The sequence below is a fragment of the Stenotrophomonas sp. GD04054 genome (assembly GCF_029836955.1).
Classification (GTDB): domain Bacteria; phylum Pseudomonadota; class Gammaproteobacteria; order Xanthomonadales; family Xanthomonadaceae; genus Stenotrophomonas; species Stenotrophomonas maltophilia_A.
The window spans coordinates 152,666-172,297 of the sequence record NZ_JAOECR010000004.1; the positions used below are offsets into that span (position 1 = coordinate 152,666).

The 19,632-nt window shown below is 68.6% G+C and carries 19 protein-coding genes; 10 read left to right on the forward strand and 9 right to left on the reverse strand.

Going from position 1 to position 19,632, the window contains the following annotated elements; genetic code table 11:
* Positions 1-104: 104 nt before the first annotated feature.
* The 6 genes from N7573_RS04455 to N7573_RS04480 are packed head-to-tail and all read left to right on the forward strand — an operon-like array spanning position 105 to position 6,848.
* Positions 105-794, forward strand: coding sequence for an RDD family protein (locus N7573_RS04455; protein ID WP_049400866.1), 690 nt, complete (start codon positions 105-107; stop codon positions 792-794).
* Positions 791-1,783: a stage II sporulation protein M gene (locus tag N7573_RS04460; RefSeq protein ID WP_032129115.1), complete on the forward strand. Its 993-nt coding sequence runs from the start codon at positions 791-793 to the stop codon at positions 1,781-1,783. The genes N7573_RS04455 and N7573_RS04460 overlap by 4 nt, the downstream gene beginning before the upstream one ends.
* Positions 1,773-3,389, forward strand: a complete 1,617-nt coding sequence (locus N7573_RS04465; protein WP_279912891.1) for a DUF4129 domain-containing protein — start codon at positions 1,773-1,775, stop codon at positions 3,387-3,389. Before N7573_RS04460 ends, N7573_RS04465 begins: the two co-directional genes overlap by 11 nt.
* Entirely contained in the window at positions 3,386-4,570 is a 1,185-nt protein-coding gene (locus N7573_RS04470) for a DUF4350 domain-containing protein (RefSeq protein WP_049461684.1), read from the forward strand. Before N7573_RS04465 ends, N7573_RS04470 begins: the two co-directional genes overlap by 4 nt.
* A complete protein-coding gene (locus N7573_RS04475) occupies positions 4,567-5,553 on the forward strand; it encodes a MoxR family ATPase (RefSeq protein WP_005411535.1) in 987 nt (328 codons plus the stop codon). Before N7573_RS04470 ends, N7573_RS04475 begins: the two co-directional genes overlap by 4 nt.
* On the forward strand, positions 5,550-6,848 hold the full coding sequence (locus tag N7573_RS04480) for a DUF58 domain-containing protein (protein ID WP_279912892.1): 1,299 nt from the start codon (positions 5,550-5,552) through the stop codon (positions 6,846-6,848). Before N7573_RS04475 ends, N7573_RS04480 begins: the two co-directional genes overlap by 4 nt.
* Positions 6,849-7,055: 207 nt before the next feature.
* Here N7573_RS04480 and N7573_RS04485 read toward each other — a convergent pair whose 3' ends face one another.
* Entirely contained in the window at positions 7,056-8,234 is a 1,179-nt protein-coding gene (locus N7573_RS04485) for a glutathionylspermidine synthase family protein (RefSeq protein WP_049400870.1), read from the reverse strand.
* Positions 8,235-8,241: 7 nt separating this feature from the next.
* On the reverse strand, positions 8,242-8,814 hold the full coding sequence (locus N7573_RS04490) for a DUF1190 domain-containing protein (RefSeq protein ID WP_014038869.1): 573 nt from the start codon (positions 8,812-8,814) through the stop codon (positions 8,242-8,244).
* A 312-nt stretch (positions 8,815-9,126) separates the two neighbouring features.
* On the opposite strand from N7573_RS04490, the gene ilvD reads away from it, so the two are divergent.
* Both ilvD and N7573_RS04500 read left to right on the forward strand, forming a co-directional pair.
* Positions 9,127-10,965, forward strand: coding sequence for a dihydroxy-acid dehydratase (gene ilvD, locus N7573_RS04495; protein ID WP_049424111.1), 1,839 nt, complete (start codon positions 9,127-9,129; stop codon positions 10,963-10,965).
* Positions 10,966-11,103: 138 nt separating this feature from the next.
* Positions 11,104-11,721 (forward strand): hypothetical protein, encoded by a 618-nt coding sequence (locus N7573_RS04500; protein ID WP_279912893.1) that lies wholly within the window; start codon positions 11,104-11,106, stop codon positions 11,719-11,721.
* A gap of 151 nt (positions 11,722-11,872) precedes the next feature.
* Here the strand turns inward: N7573_RS04500 and dinG are convergent, their stop codons facing one another.
* From dinG to aroE, 3 genes are all read right to left on the reverse strand, one after another.
* Positions 11,873-13,975, reverse strand: a complete 2,103-nt coding sequence (gene dinG, locus N7573_RS04505) for an ATP-dependent DNA helicase DinG (protein WP_279912894.1) — start codon at positions 13,973-13,975, stop codon at positions 11,873-11,875.
* Between the two features lie 167 nt (positions 13,976-14,142).
* A complete protein-coding gene (locus N7573_RS04510; protein ID WP_279912895.1) occupies positions 14,143-14,496 on the reverse strand; it encodes a hypothetical protein in 354 nt (117 codons plus the stop codon).
* Between the two features lie 3 nt (positions 14,497-14,499).
* Entirely contained in the window at positions 14,500-15,345 is an 846-nt protein-coding gene (aroE, locus tag N7573_RS04515; protein ID WP_071228545.1) for a shikimate dehydrogenase, read from the reverse strand.
* A gap of 48 nt (positions 15,346-15,393) precedes the next feature.
* Here aroE and N7573_RS04520 point away from each other — a divergent pair, with 48 nt between their 5' ends.
* Positions 15,394-16,266, forward strand: coding sequence for a hypothetical protein (locus N7573_RS04520; protein WP_279912896.1), 873 nt, complete (start codon positions 15,394-15,396; stop codon positions 16,264-16,266).
* A gap of 150 nt (positions 16,267-16,416) precedes the next feature.
* Here N7573_RS04520 and N7573_RS04525 read toward each other — a convergent pair whose 3' ends face one another.
* From N7573_RS04525 to N7573_RS04540, 4 genes are all read right to left on the reverse strand, one after another.
* The gene (locus N7573_RS04525; protein ID WP_049400875.1) at positions 16,417-16,686 is read right to left on the reverse strand and encodes a hypothetical protein; all 270 of its coding nucleotides are present in this window, start codon (positions 16,684-16,686) and stop codon (positions 16,417-16,419) included.
* A 32-nt stretch (positions 16,687-16,718) separates the two neighbouring features.
* Positions 16,719-17,708: a porphobilinogen synthase gene (gene hemB, locus N7573_RS04530; RefSeq protein WP_279912897.1), complete on the reverse strand. Its 990-nt coding sequence runs from the start codon at positions 17,706-17,708 to the stop codon at positions 16,719-16,721.
* A gap of 19 nt (positions 17,709-17,727) precedes the next feature.
* A complete protein-coding gene (locus N7573_RS04535) occupies positions 17,728-18,645 on the reverse strand; it encodes a bestrophin family ion channel (protein WP_087923940.1) in 918 nt (305 codons plus the stop codon).
* A 122-nt stretch (positions 18,646-18,767) separates the two neighbouring features.
* Positions 18,768-19,016, reverse strand: a complete 249-nt coding sequence (locus tag N7573_RS04540) for a hypothetical protein (RefSeq protein WP_103282714.1) — start codon at positions 19,014-19,016, stop codon at positions 18,768-18,770.
* Between the two features lie 184 nt (positions 19,017-19,200).
* On the opposite strand from N7573_RS04540, the gene N7573_RS04545 reads away from it, so the two are divergent.
* The coding region (locus tag N7573_RS04545; protein WP_279943086.1) for a hypothetical protein at positions 19,201-19,632 on the forward strand (432 nt) is incomplete at its 3' end.

Sequence of the window (19,632 nt, forward strand, 5' to 3'; positions counted from 1 at the left end):
GGCTCTGCTAAAGTCTTGGCCCGACCAGGACCTGTCGAGACCCCCATGCCTGTGGCTGCCCGCCGGAGAGGACTCCGGCGCCCACAACGAAGGCCATCGCGCTGATGGCCGCACCGATGCTCGATACCTACCGCGAGGTGGTGACGCCGGAGGGTGTGCCGCTGCAGTTGCCTGCCGCCGGCCCGGTACCGCGGGCGATGGCCTGGCTGGTCGATCTTGGCGTGCGCATCGCGGCACTGGTGCTGGTGTCCATTCCGCTGGCGCTGCTGGACAAGTTCGGCTCCGGCCTCTACCTGGTGCTGATGTTCCTGGTCTACTGGGCCTACCCGATCGTCTGCGAAGCGTTGTGGGGGCGCACGCTGGGCAAGCGTGCGCTGGGGCTGCGCGTGCTGTCCCGCGATGGCGCGCCGGTAGGCTGGATGGCGGCGATCACCCGCAACCTGCTGCGCACGGTGGACATGCTGCCGTTCGGCTATGCGCTGGGCCTGATCAGCAGCCTGTTCGATCCGCATGGCCGCCGCCTTGGCGACCTGGTGGCGGGCACCGTGGTGGTGCACGCACCCGCGCTGTACCTGCCACCGCCGCCGACCATCGACAGCGTGCTGGCCCCGCCGCAGCCCCTGCGACCAGAGGAACAGGCTGCGTTGATGGCCTTCGCCGAGCGCGCGCCACGGTTGTCGGCGGCGCGCCAGCAGGAGCTGGCCGGTATTGCCGAGCCACTGACCGGCACCCATGGCCAGGTCGGCGTGCTGCGCCTGTATGCGATGGCCAACTGGCTGCTGGGGCGGCGATGAAGCAGGAACAGTTCGTCGCCCGCTACCAGCAGGAATGGCAGGACCTGGAGCAGTGGCTGCTGCTGCGTGCCGGTGCCTCACGCCGCACGCGCCGCAAGGCCAGCGGCCTGGCACTGGATGACACCACCTTCCCGCAGCGCTACCGGCGGCTGTGCCAGCAACTGGCGCTGGCCCGCGAACGCGGCTACAGCCCGCAGCTGGTGCAGCGCCTGCAGCAGCTCATGCAGCAGGGCCACAGCGTGCTGTACCGCACGCCGCCGACGCGCTGGCGGGGTGCCCTGGAGTTCCTGGTGGCCGATTTCCCGCTGCTGGTGCGCAGCCAGGCGCGCAGCATGTGGGTGGCGCTGGCGATGTTCGCGCTGCCGGCGGTGGCCTGCTTCGTGCTGGTGCAGGTCTATCCGGACCTGATCCACATGCTGATGGACAACCGCCAGATCGCCGAGATGGAGCGCATGTACGATCCCGCCGCCGAGCGCCTGGGGCGTGACAGCGGCACCGACTGGATGATGTTCGGCCACTACATCATGAACAACATCAGCATCGCCCTGCGCACCTTCGCCAGCGGGCTGCTGGCTGGGCTGGGCACGCTGCTGGTGCTGTTGTTCAACGGCGTGATCATCGGTTCGGTGGCCGGTCACCTGCAGCACATCGGCCATGGCGACCCGTTCTGGCGCTTCGTGGTCGGCCACGGTGCCTTCGAGCTGACCGCGATCGTGATCGCCGGCGGTGCCGGTCTGCAGCTGGGCATGAAGCTGCTGGCACCAGGCCGGCGCAGCCGCCTGGATGCACTGGTCGAAGGCGGCCGCATCGGCGCACGGCTGTGCCTCGGCGTCGCCTTCATGCTGCTGGTGGCCGCCTTCATCGAAGCCTTCTGGTCCTCGCTTGCCGAAGTACCGGCGTGGGGCAAGTTCAGCGTGGCCGGTGTGTTGTGGGCCGGCGTGCTGCTGTGGCTGTGGCGCGGCGGACGTGGGGGCGGCCATGCGCATTGACCGCCTGGACGTGGCGCTGCGCGCCCGCAGTGGCTGGGAAGCGATGGAGCTGGGCACCGCCCTGTCCCGCCGTCACGCGCGTGCGCTGTGGGGCAGCTGGCTGCTGGCCAGTGCACCGCTGTTCGTGATCTTCAACGCGCTGGGCTGGTGGCTGGATGCCTTCGGCTGGGCCTGGCTGGCGATGTGGTGGTGCAAGCCGCTGTTCGAACGCGCGCCGCTGTACGTGCTGTCGCGCGGCATTTTCGGTGAGCCGGTCGGCACGCTGGCCGCGCTGCGCGCGCAGCGAAGCTGGGGCAACAGCGGCTTCTGGGGCTACCTGGGCTGGCGCCGCTTCAGCGTGCTGCGCAGCCTGTGCCTGCCGGTGAACCTGCTGGAAGGCAACACACCGGGCCAGCGCGGCCCACGCCGTCGTGCGGTGGCAGCCGGCGCAGCGGGCGCGGCACTGGTACTGACGGTGACCTGCCTGGCGTTCGAAGCCGTGTTGGTATCCGGCGCGATCGGTGCGGTGTTCATGTTCATGCCACTGGAGCTGATGTCCGAATCGTGGCGTGCGGCGTGGGACATGATTGGCAAGGACACGCCGGCATGGGCACGGCTGGGCTTCAACCTGGCGTGCTGGCTGGCCTCGGTGTTGATCGGCCCGTTCTTCGTCGGTGCGGGCTTTGGCCTGTACCTGAACCGTCGAACGCAGATGGAAGCCTGGGACGTCGAAATCGCCCTGCGCCGCCTGCGCGAGCGGCTGCTGCCGGCAGCATCGACGCTGGCGCTGCTGCTGTGGCTGGCACTGCCGCTGGTGTCCGCACCGGTGCATGCGCAGGACGCGCAGACGGTCGCGGAGCAGGCAGGCGATGCCGAAGAGGACGAAGACAGTGCGGAAGAACCGGCCACCGCGGCCAACGACCCCGCCAATACGCCGGCAATGATCTTCGGTACAGCGCCGGTGGACACCGCCGGTTTCCGTCAGGCAGTGAACCGCGCCTATGAAGACCCGCTGCAGCGCCCGACCCGCCAGGTGACCCGCTGGAAGCCGATCGAGCAGGCCGAGAAAAAAAAGAAGGAAGACAAGCAGCTGCAGCGTGACACCAACAGCAAAGGTGAACGCAAGGCGCGCAAGGACGGCATCGCCTGGCTGGCACGGCTGGCCGAATGGGGCCTGTGGGGCCTGCTCGGCATCCTGCTGCTGGTGCTGCTGCTGACCGCGCGGCTGTGGCTGCCGTGGCTGCGTGGCAGTGGCCGGCGCAAGGCCGACGTTGCACCGAAGGTGCTGGAGGAGCAGGTGGAGTTGCCGGTGGTGCTGCCGCCGGACGTGGCCACCCAGGCCGGCCTGCTCTGGGACCAGGGCCGGCCGCGGCAGGCGCTGGCCCTGCTGTACCGCGCCAGCGTGCGCACGGTGGGCGAGCGCAGCGGTATCGCGCTTCCACCCGGTGCTACCGAAGCGCAATGCCTGCGCGCGTCGCGACGCATGCCCGAGGCCAGCGACCGTGACCTGTTCGCGCGCATCGTGCGCATGTGGCAGTACGCTGCCTACGGTGGCCGCCTGCCCAGCCGCGCCGATTTCGATGCGTTGGCCGATACCCTGCGCCAGCAGTACGGGTGGCAGGCATGAGCCCGCGCCTGTTCTGGTCGCTGCTGCTCGGTGCATTGGTGCTGTTCGGCGTACCGCTGACCATCCTCTACCTGCGCACGCACGAACGGGTGACCGAGACGATCCGGCTGCCGCCACAGGGCGAGGCCGCCTACAACCCGCTGTACGTGCTCGGCCAGGCCCTGCGCGCCGATGGCATCGACGTGCATTCGCGACCGCGGCTGGAGTTGCAGCAGATGACGCTGGGGCGCCACGACACGGTGGTGCTGCTGCAGGACAGCAGCGAACTGCCGCCGCCCGTCGCCAGCGCACTGCTGGACTGGGTCGACGGTGGTGGTCACCTGCTGGTACGTACGCCGCCGCCGGCCGAGGACGATGCCGGCAGCACACAGGGCCCCCTGCTGGACCGGCTGGGCGTAGACAGCCTGTTCCAGCGCAGCGACTGCCAGGCCTTCCATGTCGACGACGATCCGGGCCACGTCGAATTCTGTGGTGGCCGCCGCTTCACCCTGGGGTTTGCGGCCAGTGCGCAGGCCGAACGCCGCTGGGGCACTGATCGCGACCTGGTGTTCGCGCGCCTGCGCCACGGCCAGGGCAGAGTGAGCGTGCTGGCCGACATGGAGTTCATGCGCAGCGAAGTGGACTCACCGGCAGCGCGCCTGGCGTCGGCAGGTGGCGGGGCCAGCGACGGCCTGCACGACGCGTCGCATCGCGACCTGACCCGCTACCTGCTCGATCCGAACTATGGCAAGGGTGCGGTCTGGCTGGTCTATGCCAGCCGCCCGCCGTCGCTGTGGTCGCGCATGTTCTATCAGGGCTGGCCGTTGTGGGTGCCGTTGCTGCTGGCCTTGCTGGGCTGGCTGTGGGGCCGTTCACAGCGCTTCGGCAGCCTGCTGCCGTCGCCGGTGCTGGAACGTCGTTCACTGCTGGAGCACGTGCGTGCCAGTGGCGAACTGCTGCTGCGCTTCGGTCACGGCATACGCCTGTACGAGGCCGTGCTCGCCCTGTTCCTGCACCGCCTGCGCCTGCGCGCACCGATTGCCGCCGCATTGGATGGTGCGCCGCGCGATCAGGCCATCGCCGAGCTGCTGAAGTGGCCGCAGGGCCGCGTCGCCAGCGCACTCACGCCCCCACCGCCGCACGATTCCTCCGCCCTGCGCGAGCGCATCCGCTTGCTGCTCCAGATGAGATCCCTGCTATGACCGAAGTCCCCGAGCTGCCGGCGGCCGCCAACGCCCGCCTGATCGAACGCGTCGATGCCATCCGCGATGCCGTCGGCCACGCCTTCATCGGCCAGGCCGATGTGCTGGACCAGATCCTGGTGGCGCTGCTTGCCGGTGGTCACGTGCTGATCGAGGGCGTGCCCGGGCTGGGCAAGACCCTGCTGGTGCGCGCACTGGCACAGGCCCTGGAGCTTGATTACGGGCGTGTACAGTTCACCCCCGACCTGATGCCCAGCGACGTCAGTGGCCACGCGGTGTACGACCCGAAGAGCGAGAGCTTCAAGATCCGCCGCGGCCCGGTGTTCACCAACCTGCTGCTGGCCGACGAGATCAACCGTGCACCCGCCAAGACCCAGTCGGCGCTGCTGGAAGTGATGCAGGAAGGCCAGGTGACCATCGAAGGCAAGGCCTTCACCCTGGCGCCGCCGTTCATGGCGCTGGCCACGCAGAACCCGCTGGAGCAGGAAGGCACCTACCCGCTGCCGGAAGCACAGCTGGACCGCTTCCTGCTGAAGGTGCTGATCGACTACCCGCAGTTGGAGGACGAGAAGCGCATGGTGACCGCGATCACCAGCGGCCGTGCCGCCAGCGATTTCGACCTGAGCCAGGTGCCACGCGTGCTCGGTGCTGGTGAGCTGCTGGAACTGCAGCGCGCCACTGCGGCGATCACCGTCGACGACGAAGTGATCGACTACGCGGTGCGGATTGTGGCGGCCACAAGGCAGTGGCCGGGTATCGCGGTCGGCGCTGGCCCGCGTGGCAGCATCGCGCTGGTGCGTGCCTCGCGCGCGCAGGCGGTGCTGGCCGGTCGTGATTTCGTCACTCCGGATGATGTGCGCGACATCGCACGCCCGGCGCTGCGCCACCGCATCGCGCTGGCCCCGGAACTGCAGATCGAAGGCCAGGACGCCGACGATGTGCTGGGCGCGCTGCTGGCCAAGGTGGAAGCGCCGCGCCGATGAAGCCGGCCCCGCTGCTGCTGGCACTGCTGCTGGCCTGGGCTGCCCTGGGCGGTCTGGTGCTGGGCGGTCTGCTGCCGCGCTGGAGCTGGGCGCTGGCGGCGCTGGCGATTGCCGTGCCGGCGCTGATGGATCTGTGGCGCCAGTGGCGGCGTCCGTCGCCGCAGGTGCAGCGCGAACTGCCCGAAGCGCTGGCACTGGGCGTGCGCCGCGAGGCTGCACTGCGGCTGCAGGCGGACGCACCGATGACGGTGCAGGTGTTCGACCTGGTCCCCGGCGGCTGGCCGCTGGAATCACTGCCGCAGCGCGTGCGCCTGCAGGCCGGCAGTGCCTCCACCCTGCACTACCACTTGCAGCCGCTGCAGCGTGGGCATTTCCGCTTCGAAGGCGTGCACCTGCGCATGCGTTCGCCGTGGCGGCTGTGGTGGCAGCAACGCACGCTGCCGCCCACACTGGACGTGCGGGTCTATCCGAACTTCGTGCCGCTCACCCGCTTTGCCCTGTTCAGTGCCGACCAGGCCTCGCGGCTGGTCGGTGCACACGTGAAGCGCCGCCGCGGCGAAGGCACCGACTTCCACCAGATGCGCGAGTACCGCATCGGCGACAGCCTGCGCCAGCTCGACTGGAAGGCCACCGCGCGTGCGCGCAAGCTGATCTCGCGCGAATACCAGGACGAGAAGAACCAGCAGCTGCTGCTGATGCTCGACAGCGGTCGGCGCATGCTGGCCAGCGAAGGCGGGCTCTCGCACTTCGACCATGCCTTGAACGCCTCGCTGGTGGTGGCTTACCTGGCGTTGCGCCAGGGCGACGCCGCCGGCCTGTTCGCCACCGGTGGCGAGCGCCGTTGGGTGGCGCCGCAGCGCGGCATGGGCACCGTCGAGCACCTGCTGCGCGCCAGCTACGACCTGCAGCCACGCGCGGTGGCCACCGACTACCTGGCCGCCGCCACCGAAGTGTCGCTGCGCCAGCGCCGGCGTGCGCTGGTGATGCTGGTCAGCAACGTGCGCGACGAAGACATCGAAGACCTGCTGGCGGCGGTGCGCCTGCTGCAGCAGCGCCACCTGGTATGCGTGGCCAGCCTGCGCGAGCGTGAGCTGGACGGCGTGCTGGACAGCGAAGTGCAGACACTGGAAGACGCCACCCAGGCCGGTGCAGCGGCGCTGTACCTGCAGCAGCGCGCGAAGGCGCATGAGGCGCTGCGCAGCGAGAAGGTGATGGTGCTGGACGTAACCGCCGATGCCCTGCCCGGTGCGCTGGTGGAACGCTACCTGGCGGTGAAGCGCGAAGGGCTGCTCTGATACCAGCGATCGATCTGGTGGGGGCCAACAACGGTTGCCGGCCAGCGGCCGGCACTACCCCTGCAACAACCAACGCATCGCTCTGGTAGGTGCCAACCTTGGTTGGCACGAAACCCACGGCGCCGACCAGGGTCGGCCTCTACCCTCAGCGGTTGTTCTACGACGGGCGATGGTTGCCCACGCCGGCCCGTGGGCGCCGCACTGTCATCAGACGTAGATCCGCGTCGGCGCCTCGTCAACGATTGCGTGCGGCACGAAGCGCGCACTGTCGCGGGTGATCGCGCTGTCGTCCTCGCGGATGCCGATGCCGCAGGCGTGGTCACCCACCACCCAGCTGCCGATCAGCGGGTAGCCGCCTTCGAAGCGGGTCAGCGGATGCGCACGCTGGATGATCGCCGGGCCGTCGTAGGGACCGTCGCTGCGTTGGGTGCTGCCATCGGCCAGGTGCATCTCGATGTTGGCGCCTTCGCGCGAGAACAGCGGCTTGCGCACCCAGCCCGAGGCCAGCGTGCTGCCGTCATCGAAATGCGCTTCCAGCAGGTTCGGATGGCCCACGTTGCGCTGCCACAGCAGCGGCAGGATGCCCTTGTTGCTCAGCACCGCCTTCCACGCCGGCTCCAGCAGCTGCACGCCCGAGCCGGGCAGCGCGCGGCCGAACTCCTCGGCCATCAGGTCTTCCAGTGGGTACAGCTTGAACAGCGTGCCGATCACCGAATCGTCCAGCGCGGTGAAGCGTCCGTCCTCGGACAGGCCGATATCCTCGATGGCGATGGCCTGGCCATGCAGGCCGGCCTGCGACGCACAGTCGCGCAGGTACTCCACGGTGCCGCGGTCTTCTTCCGAACTGCCCACGGCGCTGAAATACAGCGGCGGCGGCAGCTGCGTGGCCAGTTCGCCGAAGCGTTCGACCAGCGCTTCGTGGATCGCGTTGAACTGGTCGGCATGCTGCGGCAGGCGACCGGCATTGCGCTGGTCTTCCAGCCACTGCCACTGGAAGAAGCTGGCCTCGAACAGCGAGGTCGGCGTGTCGTAGTTCAGTTCGTACAGCTTGGCCGGGCCGGTACCGTCGTAGGCCAGGTCCAGGCGACCGTACAGATGCGGCTGGCGCTGGCGCCAGCTGTCGGCGATCCAGTCGCGGTAATGCGACGGAATCGCCAGCTGGTCCATCAGGCGTTCGCTGCCGATGACATCGCCGACCAGGTCCAGCGCCATCTGGTGCAGCTCGGCGCTGGGGTCTTCGATGTCCTGTTCGATCTGGCGCAGGGTGAAGGCGTAGTACGCGCTTTCATCCCAGTACGGCTGGCCGTCGATGGTGTGGAAGCGGAAACCCGCCTCTTCCGCGCGTGCCCGCCACTGGGCACGCTCGGCAATCCGGATACGCTGCATGGGTCGATCAGCCGCCGTAGCTGCCGCTGGTGCTGCGGCGTGCGCTGGTGTTGCCGAAGCCACCACGGCTGGCGGTGACCGCACGGTTCGGTTCGCTGGTGACCGGCGCCAGGCCCGCCTTGCCGGCGCCGATGCCGCTGGCGGTGTTCAGGCCGCCGCTGCCGCCCGGTGCCGGACGCGCCCAACCAGCGCTCTTGTCCTGGTAGGCCGGCGACGCCGCCGGCGCCTGCGGAGCCAGGCCGCCGCGGTTGCTCAGCATCTGCGACATGAAGAAGCCCATCATCATCGGGCCGATGAACGAGGTACCGGCCGAGGTGTGCTGCTGCACGCACTGTTCCGGCTTGTAGTCCTTCTCGCAGGCTTCCTTGCTGGCGTACTTCGGCGCCGCATCGGCGGCCTGCTTCTGCGCTTCGGCGAACGCATTGCGGCACGACGACGGATCGCCGGTGGCCTCGGTGCAGGCCTCCACCGAGGTGTACAGGCCTTCCTGCACCTTCACCTCCGGCTCCTTCTGGCAGGCGGTGAACAGCAGCGGCGCAGCGCTCATCAGCAGCAGCGCGGTGGTGCGGGAACGTTTCATGGCCTCATGCCCTGTCGACGGATCAATGCCCCAATGATGCCAAATCCGGACCAGCAACCGGAATCGGCAAAGTCCGAAAGATGAACGGACTTTCATTTTCGTCGGGCATTGGGGTCAGAGCCCATCGCGCCGCGATGGGATCCGACCCCGGGCGGCGCACCGCTCTGGCAGGTGCCAACCTTGGTTGGCACACACGGCACGGCGCCGACCAAGGTCGGCATCTACCGAAAACGGGTGGTTGCAGCAGCAACCGAAAAAATTGGCCATGATCGGGCGACCCCCACGTTGTACGGCCCGCCCGTTCCGCCAGCCATGCCTGAATACCGCTCCCGCACCTCCACCGCCGGCCGCAACATGGCCGGCGCCCGCGCCCTGTGGCGTGCCACCGGCATGAAGGACGGCGACTTCCACAAGCCGATCATCGCCATCGCCAACTCCTTCACCCAGTTCGTGCCCGGCCACGTGCACCTGAAGGACCTCGGCCAGCTGGTCGCGCGCGAGATCGAACAGGTCGGCGGCGTCGCCAAGGAATTCAACACCATCGCCGTGGACGACGGCATCGCGATGGGCCACGACGGCATGCTGTATTCGCTGCCCAGCCGCGAGATCATCGCCGACGCCGTGGAGTACATGGTCAACGCGCACTGCGCCGACGCGCTGGTGTGCATCAGCAACTGCGACAAGATCACCCCCGGCATGCTGATGGCCGCGCTGCGCCTCAACATCCCGGTGGTGTTCGTCTCCGGCGGGCCGATGGAAGCGGGCAAGACCAAGCTGTCCGAGCACAAGCTGGACCTGGTCGATGCGATGGTGGTGGCCGCCGATGACAGCGCCTCCGACGAGAAGGTCGCCGCGTTCGAGCGCAGCGCCTGCCCCACCTGCGGCTCCTGCTCGGGCATGTTCACCGCCAACTCGATGAACTGCCTGACCGAAGCGCTGGGCCTGTCGCTGCCGGGCAATGGCACCACGCTGGCCACCCATGCCGACCGCGAGGCGCTGTTCCGCCGCGCCGGCCGCCTGATCGTCGAACTCTGCCACCGCTGGTATGGCGGCGAAGACCCGAGCGCGCTGCCGCGCGGCATCGCCACCCAGGCCGCGTTCGCCAACGCGATGACCCTGGACATCGCCATGGGCGGTTCCACCAACACCATCCTGCATCTGCTGGCTGCCGCGCAGGAAGCGGAGGTCGACTTCGACCTGACCCACATCGACGCGCTGTCGCGGCGCGTACCGCAGCTGTGCAAGGTGGCGCCGAACACGCCGAAGTACCACATCGAGGACGTGCATCGCGCCGGCGGCGTGTTCGGCATCCTCGGTGAACTGGACCGCGCCGGCCTGCTCGAAACCACGGTGCCGACCGTGCACAGCGCCAGCCTGGCCGAAGCACTGGAACGCTGGGACGTGGTGCGCAGTGACAACGACACCCTGCATACCTTCTTCAAGGCTGGCCCGGCCGGCATCCCCACCCAAGAAGCCTTCAGCCAGGCCACGCGCTGGCCGACGCTGGACGTGGACCGCGCCGAGGGCTGCATCCGCTCGCTGCAGCACGCGTATTCGCTGGAAGGCGGGCTGGCCGTGCTGCGCGGCAACCTGGCCATCGATGGCTGCGTGGTGAAGACCGCCGGCGTGGACGAGTCGATCCATGTGTTCGAAGGCCCCGCGCGCGTCTACGAAAGCCAGGACGCCGCCGTCGCCGGCATCCTCGCTGACGAGGTGCAGCCGGGCGAGGTGGTGGTCATCCGCTACGAAGGCCCGAAGGGCGGCCCCGGCATGCAGGAGATGCTGTACCCGACCAGCTATCTGAAATCGAAGGGGCTGGGCAAGCAATGTGCGCTGCTCACCGATGGCCGCTTTTCCGGCGGAACCTCGGGCCTGTCAATCGGCCATGTCTCGCCGGAAGCCGCCAGTGGCGGTGTCATCGGCCTGGTGGAAAACGGCGACCGCATCCGCATCGACATCCCGGCGCGCCGCATCGATCTGCTGCTGGATGAGGCCACGCTGGCCCAGCGCCGCGCCGACGCCGATGCCCGCGGCTGGAAGCCGCGCGCACCGCGCCCGCGCAAAGTCACCAGCGCGCTGAAGGCTTACGCGCTGCTCGCCACCAGCGCCGACAAGGGCGCCGTACGCAACACCGCCCTGCTCGGCGATTGACCCCCGTGCGGTAGTGCCGGCCGCTGGCCGGCATCTGCACTGCGACGCCCCACATCAATGAGGTTGCCGGCCAGCGGCCGGCGCTACCTCTCCTGATCCGTTATGGTGGTCCAGGAAGTCACCAACACGGAGGTTGAGATGATGTTGCTTTCCTATGCGCTGGCCGCTGCCATGGGCATGTCTGCAGAACCGCCCAAAGCCCCCGACTGCAGCTACGACCGTGCAGCGATGCTGGCGATGGAACCTGGCCGATTCGATCAGGACCTGGCAGGTGGCTGGCGCCCGCTGGCCGACCGTGGCTGTACCCGCGAAGCGGCCGACCTGCTGTCCGCCTACGGCGCTCTGCCCAAGGCAGAAGGCAACGTCATCATCACCTGGCACGAGGGCCAGCTGCGCGCGGAGCTGGGGCAGACCGCGCAGGCGATCACGCTGATGGAACGCAGCCACAAACCTGTGAACGCGGGCGACCCGGGTTACTGGAATGCCTACGTGGACGGCATGGTCGCGTTCCTGCGCCAGGACCGCGGCGCCCTGGAAAAGGCTCGTGCGAGGCTGGTCGCGATACCGACGCCCACCGCGATGGCGGAGAACATCAAGGACGGTCGCTACCACTTCACCACCGAGGGCGGGCAGCAGGTGCAGATGCCGTGGCCACCGAACCTGGATGTGCTTGATGGGCTACTGCGCTGCTTCGGCAAACCCTACACGGAGGCTTATGGGCCAGGCTGCCGGACGCCTGAAACAGCCACCCGGTAACCACCAAGCGCCGCTGTCCGATCGTCAGCCCGTGCGGTAGTGCCGGCTGCTGGCCGGCATCTGTACAGTGCTCGCAAAAAAGGGGACGGAGGGAATTAAGTCGTTTTTGCCATAAACGACTTAATTCCCTCCGTCCCCTTTTTGCTACTGGTCAGCCGATCACGCGCTTGAACGGTGGCAGCGCGTCGATGATGCGCTTGCCGTAACGGCGGGTCAGCAGCCGCGAATCGAGGATCACCACGCGGCCGGTGTCGGTGGAGGTGCGGATCAGGCGGCCGGCGAACTGGGTCAGCGTGCGCAGCGCGTGCGGAATCGCGATCAGGTTGAAGGCGTTGAGCCCACGCCCCTCGAACCATTCACTGAGCGTGGCGGTCTGCGGATCGGTCGGCACCGCGAACGGCACCTGGGTGATTACCACCGTGGTGCAGGCCTCACCGGGCAGGTCGAGGCCTTCGCCGAACGAATTCAGGCCGAACAGCACCGAGCCTTCGCCTGCCGCCACGCGCCGCAGATGCTCGTCGATCAGTCGGGTCTTGGACATCTCGCCCTGCACCAGCACCTGCTTTCGGCGCGCGGCCGACATCAGCCCGGCTACCTTCTCCATCTTCCAGCGCGAGGTGAACAGCACCATCGAGCCCTTGGCCCAGTCCAGTTCGGTGTCCAGGTAGCGCGCCACTTCGCGCGGGTGGCCTTCGCGGTCGTCCGGCGTGACTGGGAACTTCGGCACGATCAGCTCGGCCTGGTTGGCCAGGTCGAACGGCGACGACAGCGAGACCATCTCGGCCTCTTCCGGAATGCCGTTGTCGATCGCCAGCGACTGGAAATCACCACCGCCGGTCAACGTCGCCGAGGTCATCACCACCGAGTCCACTTCATCCCACAGCAGCTTGCGCAGCACGTGCGCGGCCGACACCGGCGAGCCATGCAGCACCAGGTCGCCGTCGCGGGTGGCGGTGACCCAGCGCGCCATCGGCGGCGCGCCGTCCTTGTCCTCGCGGCGCCAGGCCTGCCACAGGTTGTACTGCTGCTCGATCATTTCCAGCGCCATGCCCAGGTTGCGCTGCAGGCGCTCGCGCGCGGCATCGTCCGGCTTGCCCTTGGCGACCTGCGCGGTGGCGGCATGCGCCCAGTTGTAGAGGCTGCGGGTGTCGTCGGCCAGCGCTTCGATCGGCTCGCGCCAGGCCTCGGGCAGGCGGCCATTGGCCGCGCGCCACATCGGCTCTTCGTCGGCCGGTGCCGGCATCCACACCCGCTCGATGTGGTCACGGAACGCGCGCAGCTGCTTGGCCACGTTGCTGGCCACCTCGATCGCCTCGTTCGGCAACAGGTTGCCAAGGCGGTCCTTGTCGACCGCGCGGTAGGCGCCGGCGATCAGGATCTGCAGGCGGCCGGTGCGCTTGGCCATCTCGTCCAGCGCCAGGCTGGCCGCGCCCTGGTCGATCGCCACGTTGCCGATGTGATGGCCTTCGTCCAACACCAGCAGCATGTCCGACGGCGGGGCGATCAACGGCTGGCCGTTGTCGCTGTCACCGATCGACAGCGCCGACAGCAGCAGCGCGTGGTTGGTGACCACGATCTGTGCGTCGCGCACCGTATTGCGCGAACGCAGCACCGCGCACTGCGCCGAATAGGCACAGCGGCGCCCGGCACAGCCCGAAGCCGGCGTGGTGATGCGGCTGCGCAGGCCGGGGCTGATGGTCTCCGGCGCGTTGTCGATGTCGCCATCCCAGCTGCCGCCGGTGAAGGCATCGGTCAGGCGCTTGGCGATGTCCATCTCGATCGGCGCCAGCGGCCGGTCGAACAGCGGCGCGTCATCCTCGAACATGCCGCCTTGCGAGCCCTCGCCCTGCGCCTCGGCGGCGTTGCGCGTGCAGAGGTAGCGGGTACGGCCCTTGGCCAGCGCCACGGTCGCTTCCAGGCCGGTGGCCTTGAGGAAATTCGGGATATCGCGCTCGACCAGCTGCGACTGCAGCGCCACGGTGCCGGTGCTGATCACCAGCTTCTTCTTGCTGGCCAGCGCGATCGGCACGCCTGCGGTGAGGTAGCCCAGGCTCTTGCCGACGCCGGTGGGCGCTTCGACCACGCCGACGCCACCGCTTTTCGACAGCGCACGCGACACCACGCCGATCATCTGGCTCTGCGAGCGACGGGTGGAGAAGCCGGGGGTATTGGCCTGCAGCGTCGTGTACGCCTTGCGGATCGCGTCCTTCAAGGTGTCATCGAGCGTGCGCGGAGCGGCGACGGTTTCGGTCACGCCGGGAAGTACCGTGGCTGGATCAGGCCGGTCATTGTCGCATGGCCGGCCGCGTTCACCGTCGCTGGCACCCTGAACGGGCCAGCGACGACGCCCGGCGGCGGTCACGGTCCGATGGCCGGACCGCTCATGGGCCAGATACGCCGGGCATGGTCCGGCGCGACCGGTCAGGACGCCGGGATCGAACGGGTACGCAGCAGGCGCACCAGCGCCCACACCAGCAGCACCACGCCGATGGCCTCGACCATCGCCAGCGCGAAGTGCAGCACGCCAAGGATGGCACTCATGCCCGAGATGGCGTCGAAGTTGCCGCTGTTGATCAACCACATCGGCAGGATGCCGGCGGCCATGCCGCCGAGGCTGGACAGCAGCAACAGCACCAGGCCGACCAGGGCGCCGGTACGGGTGGCATCGCGCGGTGCGCCGACCACCCAGACCAGGCCCACGCACAGTGCGATCAGTACCGGCAGGCGCACGCCCACGATGCTCAGCACCGTCACCATCAGGGTCGTGTTGTCCATCGATCAGTCCTCGCCGGCCAGCACGGCCGAGCCCTGCCGCAGCGTCTGGTAGACCTCGTCGGTCTGCGGACGCACACCGTGCCACTGCAGGAAGCTCTCGGCGGCCTGCTCGACCAGCATGCCCAGGCCATCCACGGTATTGCGGCAGTTCGCTGCGCGCGCCCAGGCCAGGAAGGCGATGGCGGCCTCGCCGTAGTTCAGGTCGACGGCGGTGGTCATCGAGTTGACCAGCGACAGCGGCAGCTTGAACTCAACGTCGCGGTCGCGGCCGGCCGAGGTGGCATTGACGATCAGTTCGAAGTCGCCCAGCTCGCGCAGGTCTTCCCAGTAGCGGCTGATCGCGCGGCCCGGTTCGCCCATCGCGTCGATCAGTTCATCGGCGCGTTCCGGCGTGCGGTTGACCACCACCAGCTCGGTGATGCCGGCATCAAGGAAGGCCGGAGCGACGCTGCGCGCGGAGCCGCCGGCACCGATCAGCAGCATGCGGCGGCCACGCAGGTCCAGGCCATGGCGGTCGGTCAGGTCACGCACCAGGCCGATGCCGTCGGTGGTGTCGCCATGCCAGCGGTCGCCCTTGCGCAGCAGCGTGTTGACCGAGCCGGCGCGGCGCGCACGTGCAGTCAGCGTGGTGCACACCGAGAACGCGGCTTCCTTGTGCGGCGAGGTGACGTTGGCACCGACACCGCCGTCGGCGGCGAAGGCTTCCAGGCCGGCCAGGAACGCATCCGGGGCCAGGTCGATCGCGCGGTAATCCACCGCGATGCCTTCCTGGCGACCGAACGTCGCGTGGATCTGCGGCGACTTCGAGTGGGCAACGGGGTGTCCGAAGACGGCGTAACGGTCGGTCATGGAATCCTCAAGCTGGCTAGACTGATGCTCTTTCGTGCACGGACCCGGATGATGCGCATCACCCCGCCCCTGCTGGTGCTTGCCGCCAGTCTACTCTCTGCCCCCGTGGCGATGGCGTTGAACGAGTACGGCATCGAAGGCATGGGCGTAGTCTCGACCCGTGCCGACGAGGGCCGCGCCACGATCAGCGCCGATGGCCAGCGCATCGTTTTCGCCCGCCGTGGCGAGGCCGGTTGGGGCCTGTGGGAGGCGCGCGTGGTGGACGGCCGCTGGCAGCAGGCGCAGGCCTTGCCGGTAGGCGTGGCCGGTGAGGCCCATGATCCCTACTTCAGCCGCGACGGCCGCTGGCTGCTGTTCGCGGCCGGCCGCGAGGGCAAGCTGGCGCTGTATCGGGCCGCTCTCGCCACCGATGGCCAACTGGGTACCGCGCAGCTGCTGGCGGGCGACGCGGGCCGCCGGGAAGAGCGCGGGCCGGCCCTGAGCGCGGATGGCAGGCAGCTGTTGTTTGCCCGCCAGCAGGGCCGTGGCGCCGGCTGGGACCTGTTCGTAGCGACGCTGGATGCGCAGGGACTGCGTGGCCCGGCCAGCGCACTGAGCGCGTTGAACAGCGCCGACGACGAGACCGACGGCGACTGGCTGGGCCATGACGGCGCCGTGGTGTTCAGCCGCGGCAACGGCACGACCACGCAGGTGTGGAGCAGCGGCTGTGCGTGGACCGGTGCGGCGCTGCAGCCATTGGGGCTGTCGTTCAACCAGGCCAGCGGCTGGACCGGCGCGCCGGTGATCGACAACGCCAAGCCCGGCGAGATGATGGTCGCCAGCAGTGCGGCGAAGGCACCGCGTGCCGGTGGCGTGGATGTGTACCGGTTGGCCGCGCCGAAGGTGGCGGCGGTTGCGGGGTGCGTGCCGGGCGCACGGTGACGGCAAACGCCAACCAAGGTTGGCGGCTACCCGGGCGATGGAGGCGCCAGGTGCGTGCGGTAGATCCACGCCGTGCGTGGATGGCCGCTTGGTAGATGCCAACCTTGGTTGGCATGCGGGAAAGTGCCAACCAAGGTTGGCACCCACCCGTCAGCGCGACAACACCTTGGCGCGCTGCTGCTCGTACTCGATCTCGCTCAGCTGGCCATTGTCCTTGCGCTGGTTCAACGCGGCCAGTTCGGCCTGCACGCTGTCCGGCAGGGCCTGCTCACGGGCGACATGGCGGGCGGCGGAGAGCTGCTCCGGCGGGCGCTTGCCGGCCCGCCAGGCCGCGATGAAGACACCGACGATGATGGCGCCGAACACCAGCGTACCGATGCCCCAGATCAGCCATTGCATCCATCCCAGTTCGGGTCCCATCGCGTAATCCTCCGTCTATCGTGGCGCTATTGTCAGCGCTCGCGCAGCCATCGCGCCACCTGCGGCGCGAAATAGGTCAGCACGCCATCGGCGCCGGCCCGCTTGAAGCCCAGCAGCGACTCCAGCACGCAGGCGCGTTCGTCCAGCCAGCCGTTGGCGAAGGCGGCCTTCATCATCGCGTACTCGCCGCTCACCTGGTAGGCGAAGGTCGGCACGCCGAATTTTTCCTTCACCCGGCGCACCAGGTCCAGGTACGGCATGCCCGGCTTGACCATCACCATGTCAGCACCCTCTTCCAGGTCCAGCGCGATCTCGCGCAGGGCCTCGTCGCCGTTGGCAGGGTCCATCTGGTAGGTCTTCTTGTCGGCCTTGCCGAGGCTGGTGGCGCTGCCCACCGCATCACGGAACGGACCGTAGAACGCCGAGGCGTACTTGGCCGAGTAGGCCATGATGCGCACGTTGATGTGGTTGTCGGCATCCAGCGCACGACGGATCGCGCCGATGCGGCCGTCCATCATGTCCGACGGCGAGACGATGTCCACACCGGCCTCGGCGTGCGATACCGACTGCTTGACCAGCGCCTCGACGGTGATGTCGTTCAGCACATAGCCCTTGTCGTCGATGATGCCGTCCTGGCCGTGCGTGGTGTACGGGTCCAGCGCCACGTCGGTCATCACCCCCAGTTCCGGGAATCGCGACTTCAGCGCGCGGATCGCACGCTGCGCCAGGCCGTCCTCCGCCCACGCCGCCGATGCATCCAGCGACTTCAGCGACGGGTCGATCACCGGGAACAGGTCGATCACCGGAATACCCAGCTCCAGCGCTTCTTCGGCTACCTTCAGCAGTTCTTCGATCGACAGCCGCTCCACGCCCGGCATCGACGGTACTGCGGTGCGGCCGGCCAGTTCGTGCACGAACACCGGGTAGATCAGGTCATCGGTGGTCAGCGTGTTCTCGCGCATCAGACGGCGTGAGAACTCGTCATGGCGCATGCGGCGCGGGCGGTAAAGCGGGTGGGACATGGCAGGCTCCGAGGAGTGGCTATTGCAACAGGTAGCCCTGCGGCAGCAGGGGTTCGGGCAATGGGCGTTCGCCGAGCGCGTCGAGCTGGTCGATCTCGATCGTGCGCACCAGCGCGTCCAGCGGCAGGTCGTTCGGCTCCAGGCCGAACGGGTCTTCCATTTCTTCGCCCAGCTGGTCCAGGCCGAAGAAGGCATAGGCCAGCACCGCCGACAGCACCGGCGTGCCCCAGCCCAGCGAACTGGCCAGGCCGAACGGCAGCAGCACGCAGAACATCCACGCGCAGCGGTGCAGCAGCAGGGTGTAGGCGAACGGCAGCGGTGTGGTGAGGATGCGCTCGCAGCCGGCCTGGATCGACGACATCGCATGCAGGCGCTCTTCCAGCTGGGTGTAGAGGATCGGGTCGAGGTCACCGGCGCGCAGGGCCTGCGCCAGTTCCGCAGCGATCATCGAGAGCAGCGCGTCGGGCACGTTCTCGCGCTGCCCGAGTTGTTCGCGCTGGCGCTTGTCCAGCCACGGCAGGGCCATCAGCGCCACGATGCGCCCGCGCAGGCGACCGGCCAGGGCATGGGCGAACGCGGTGGTGAGGTAGGCGATGCGGCGGCGGCGACCGGCGTCATCGGCCAGCAGCAGGTTGACCTGGCGCGCCAGCGAACGCGATTCATAGACCAGCTGGCCCCACAGCTTGCGGCCTTCCCACCAGCGGTCATAGCAGGCGCTGTTGCGGAAGCTGAGGAAGATCGACAGGACCAGGCCAAGCAGGGTGAACGGCGTGACCGACACGCGTTCGATGCCGGTCGGCGGCGCCAGTTCCACCACCGCGGCCACCGCGATGGACAGGATCAGGATGGCCAGCACCTTGGGCGCGATCGCTTTGACGATCGAGCCGCGCAGGATGTACAGCAGTTGCCAGCCGTGGGGACGGGGTCGGATGATCATGGGGCAGCCGCGCCGGGCGCGGATTCACAGGCACGCGGGGGGCTCGCGCAGCCATTCATTGTACGCCCCTGCCCGGCCATGGGCCGTGCGCCTGCGACGCCCTGTCGCACCCGACGGTGGGCTCAGATCACGCCGCCCCCCAGGCCGAGGCGGAGGATGCCGACCACCACCACGATGCCGTTCAGCACCAGCCCGGCCCAGGCCCGGCCACGCTTGCTCGAGTGGGTGAACAGGATGCCGAGCGCGGCGATGACCGCGCCCACCGCAGCGAACGGGATCAGGAACCAGTTGCCCCAGCCCAGCAGTGGAATCAGCGCCAGGATCATCCACAACAGCGCCAGTACGCCCCACAACAGACTGATCACACCCATGCCGCTCTCCCGCAGTTGGTTCCTGCCCCAACCATAGACGTTCCCGCTGCCGCCGCCTACTGCCATTGGCGGGGCTGTCACCCCCGCCGTGCTAGCGTGCTGCCGTGCGTGCCCTGGCCCGGGTGTTGGCGCCGATTCAGAGTGGCCCGCCGATGATCGCAACCAGTCCTACAGGGGTCGTGCCATGAACATCCGTTGGGCCGCGTTGGCGGCCATCCTGCTGGTCGCCGCTGGCTGTGCCAGTACCTCCAAGGTGATGCTGGGCCGCGCCCGCGCACCGATCGATCCGGCGCTGGTGCAGATCTATTCGACGCCACCGGCCGGTTCACAGGAAATCGCCCAGCTGGAATCGGCGTCCGCCGTCGGCTTCGGCACCCAGGGCCAGACCGATGCCGCCGTGGCACGCCTGAAGCGTGAGGCCGCCGCGCTCGGCGCCAATGGCGTGGTGTTGATGGGCGTGGGCAGCAGTGGCTCACCGGTGGGCATGTCGGTCGGCGCCGGCACGTTCGGTTCGCACGTCGGTGGCGGCGTCGGCATCGGTATTCCGACCACGCAGAAGCGCGCCGCCGGCGTCGCGATCTGGGTGCCGAATCCGGCACCGCCCGCGCGGTTGCCG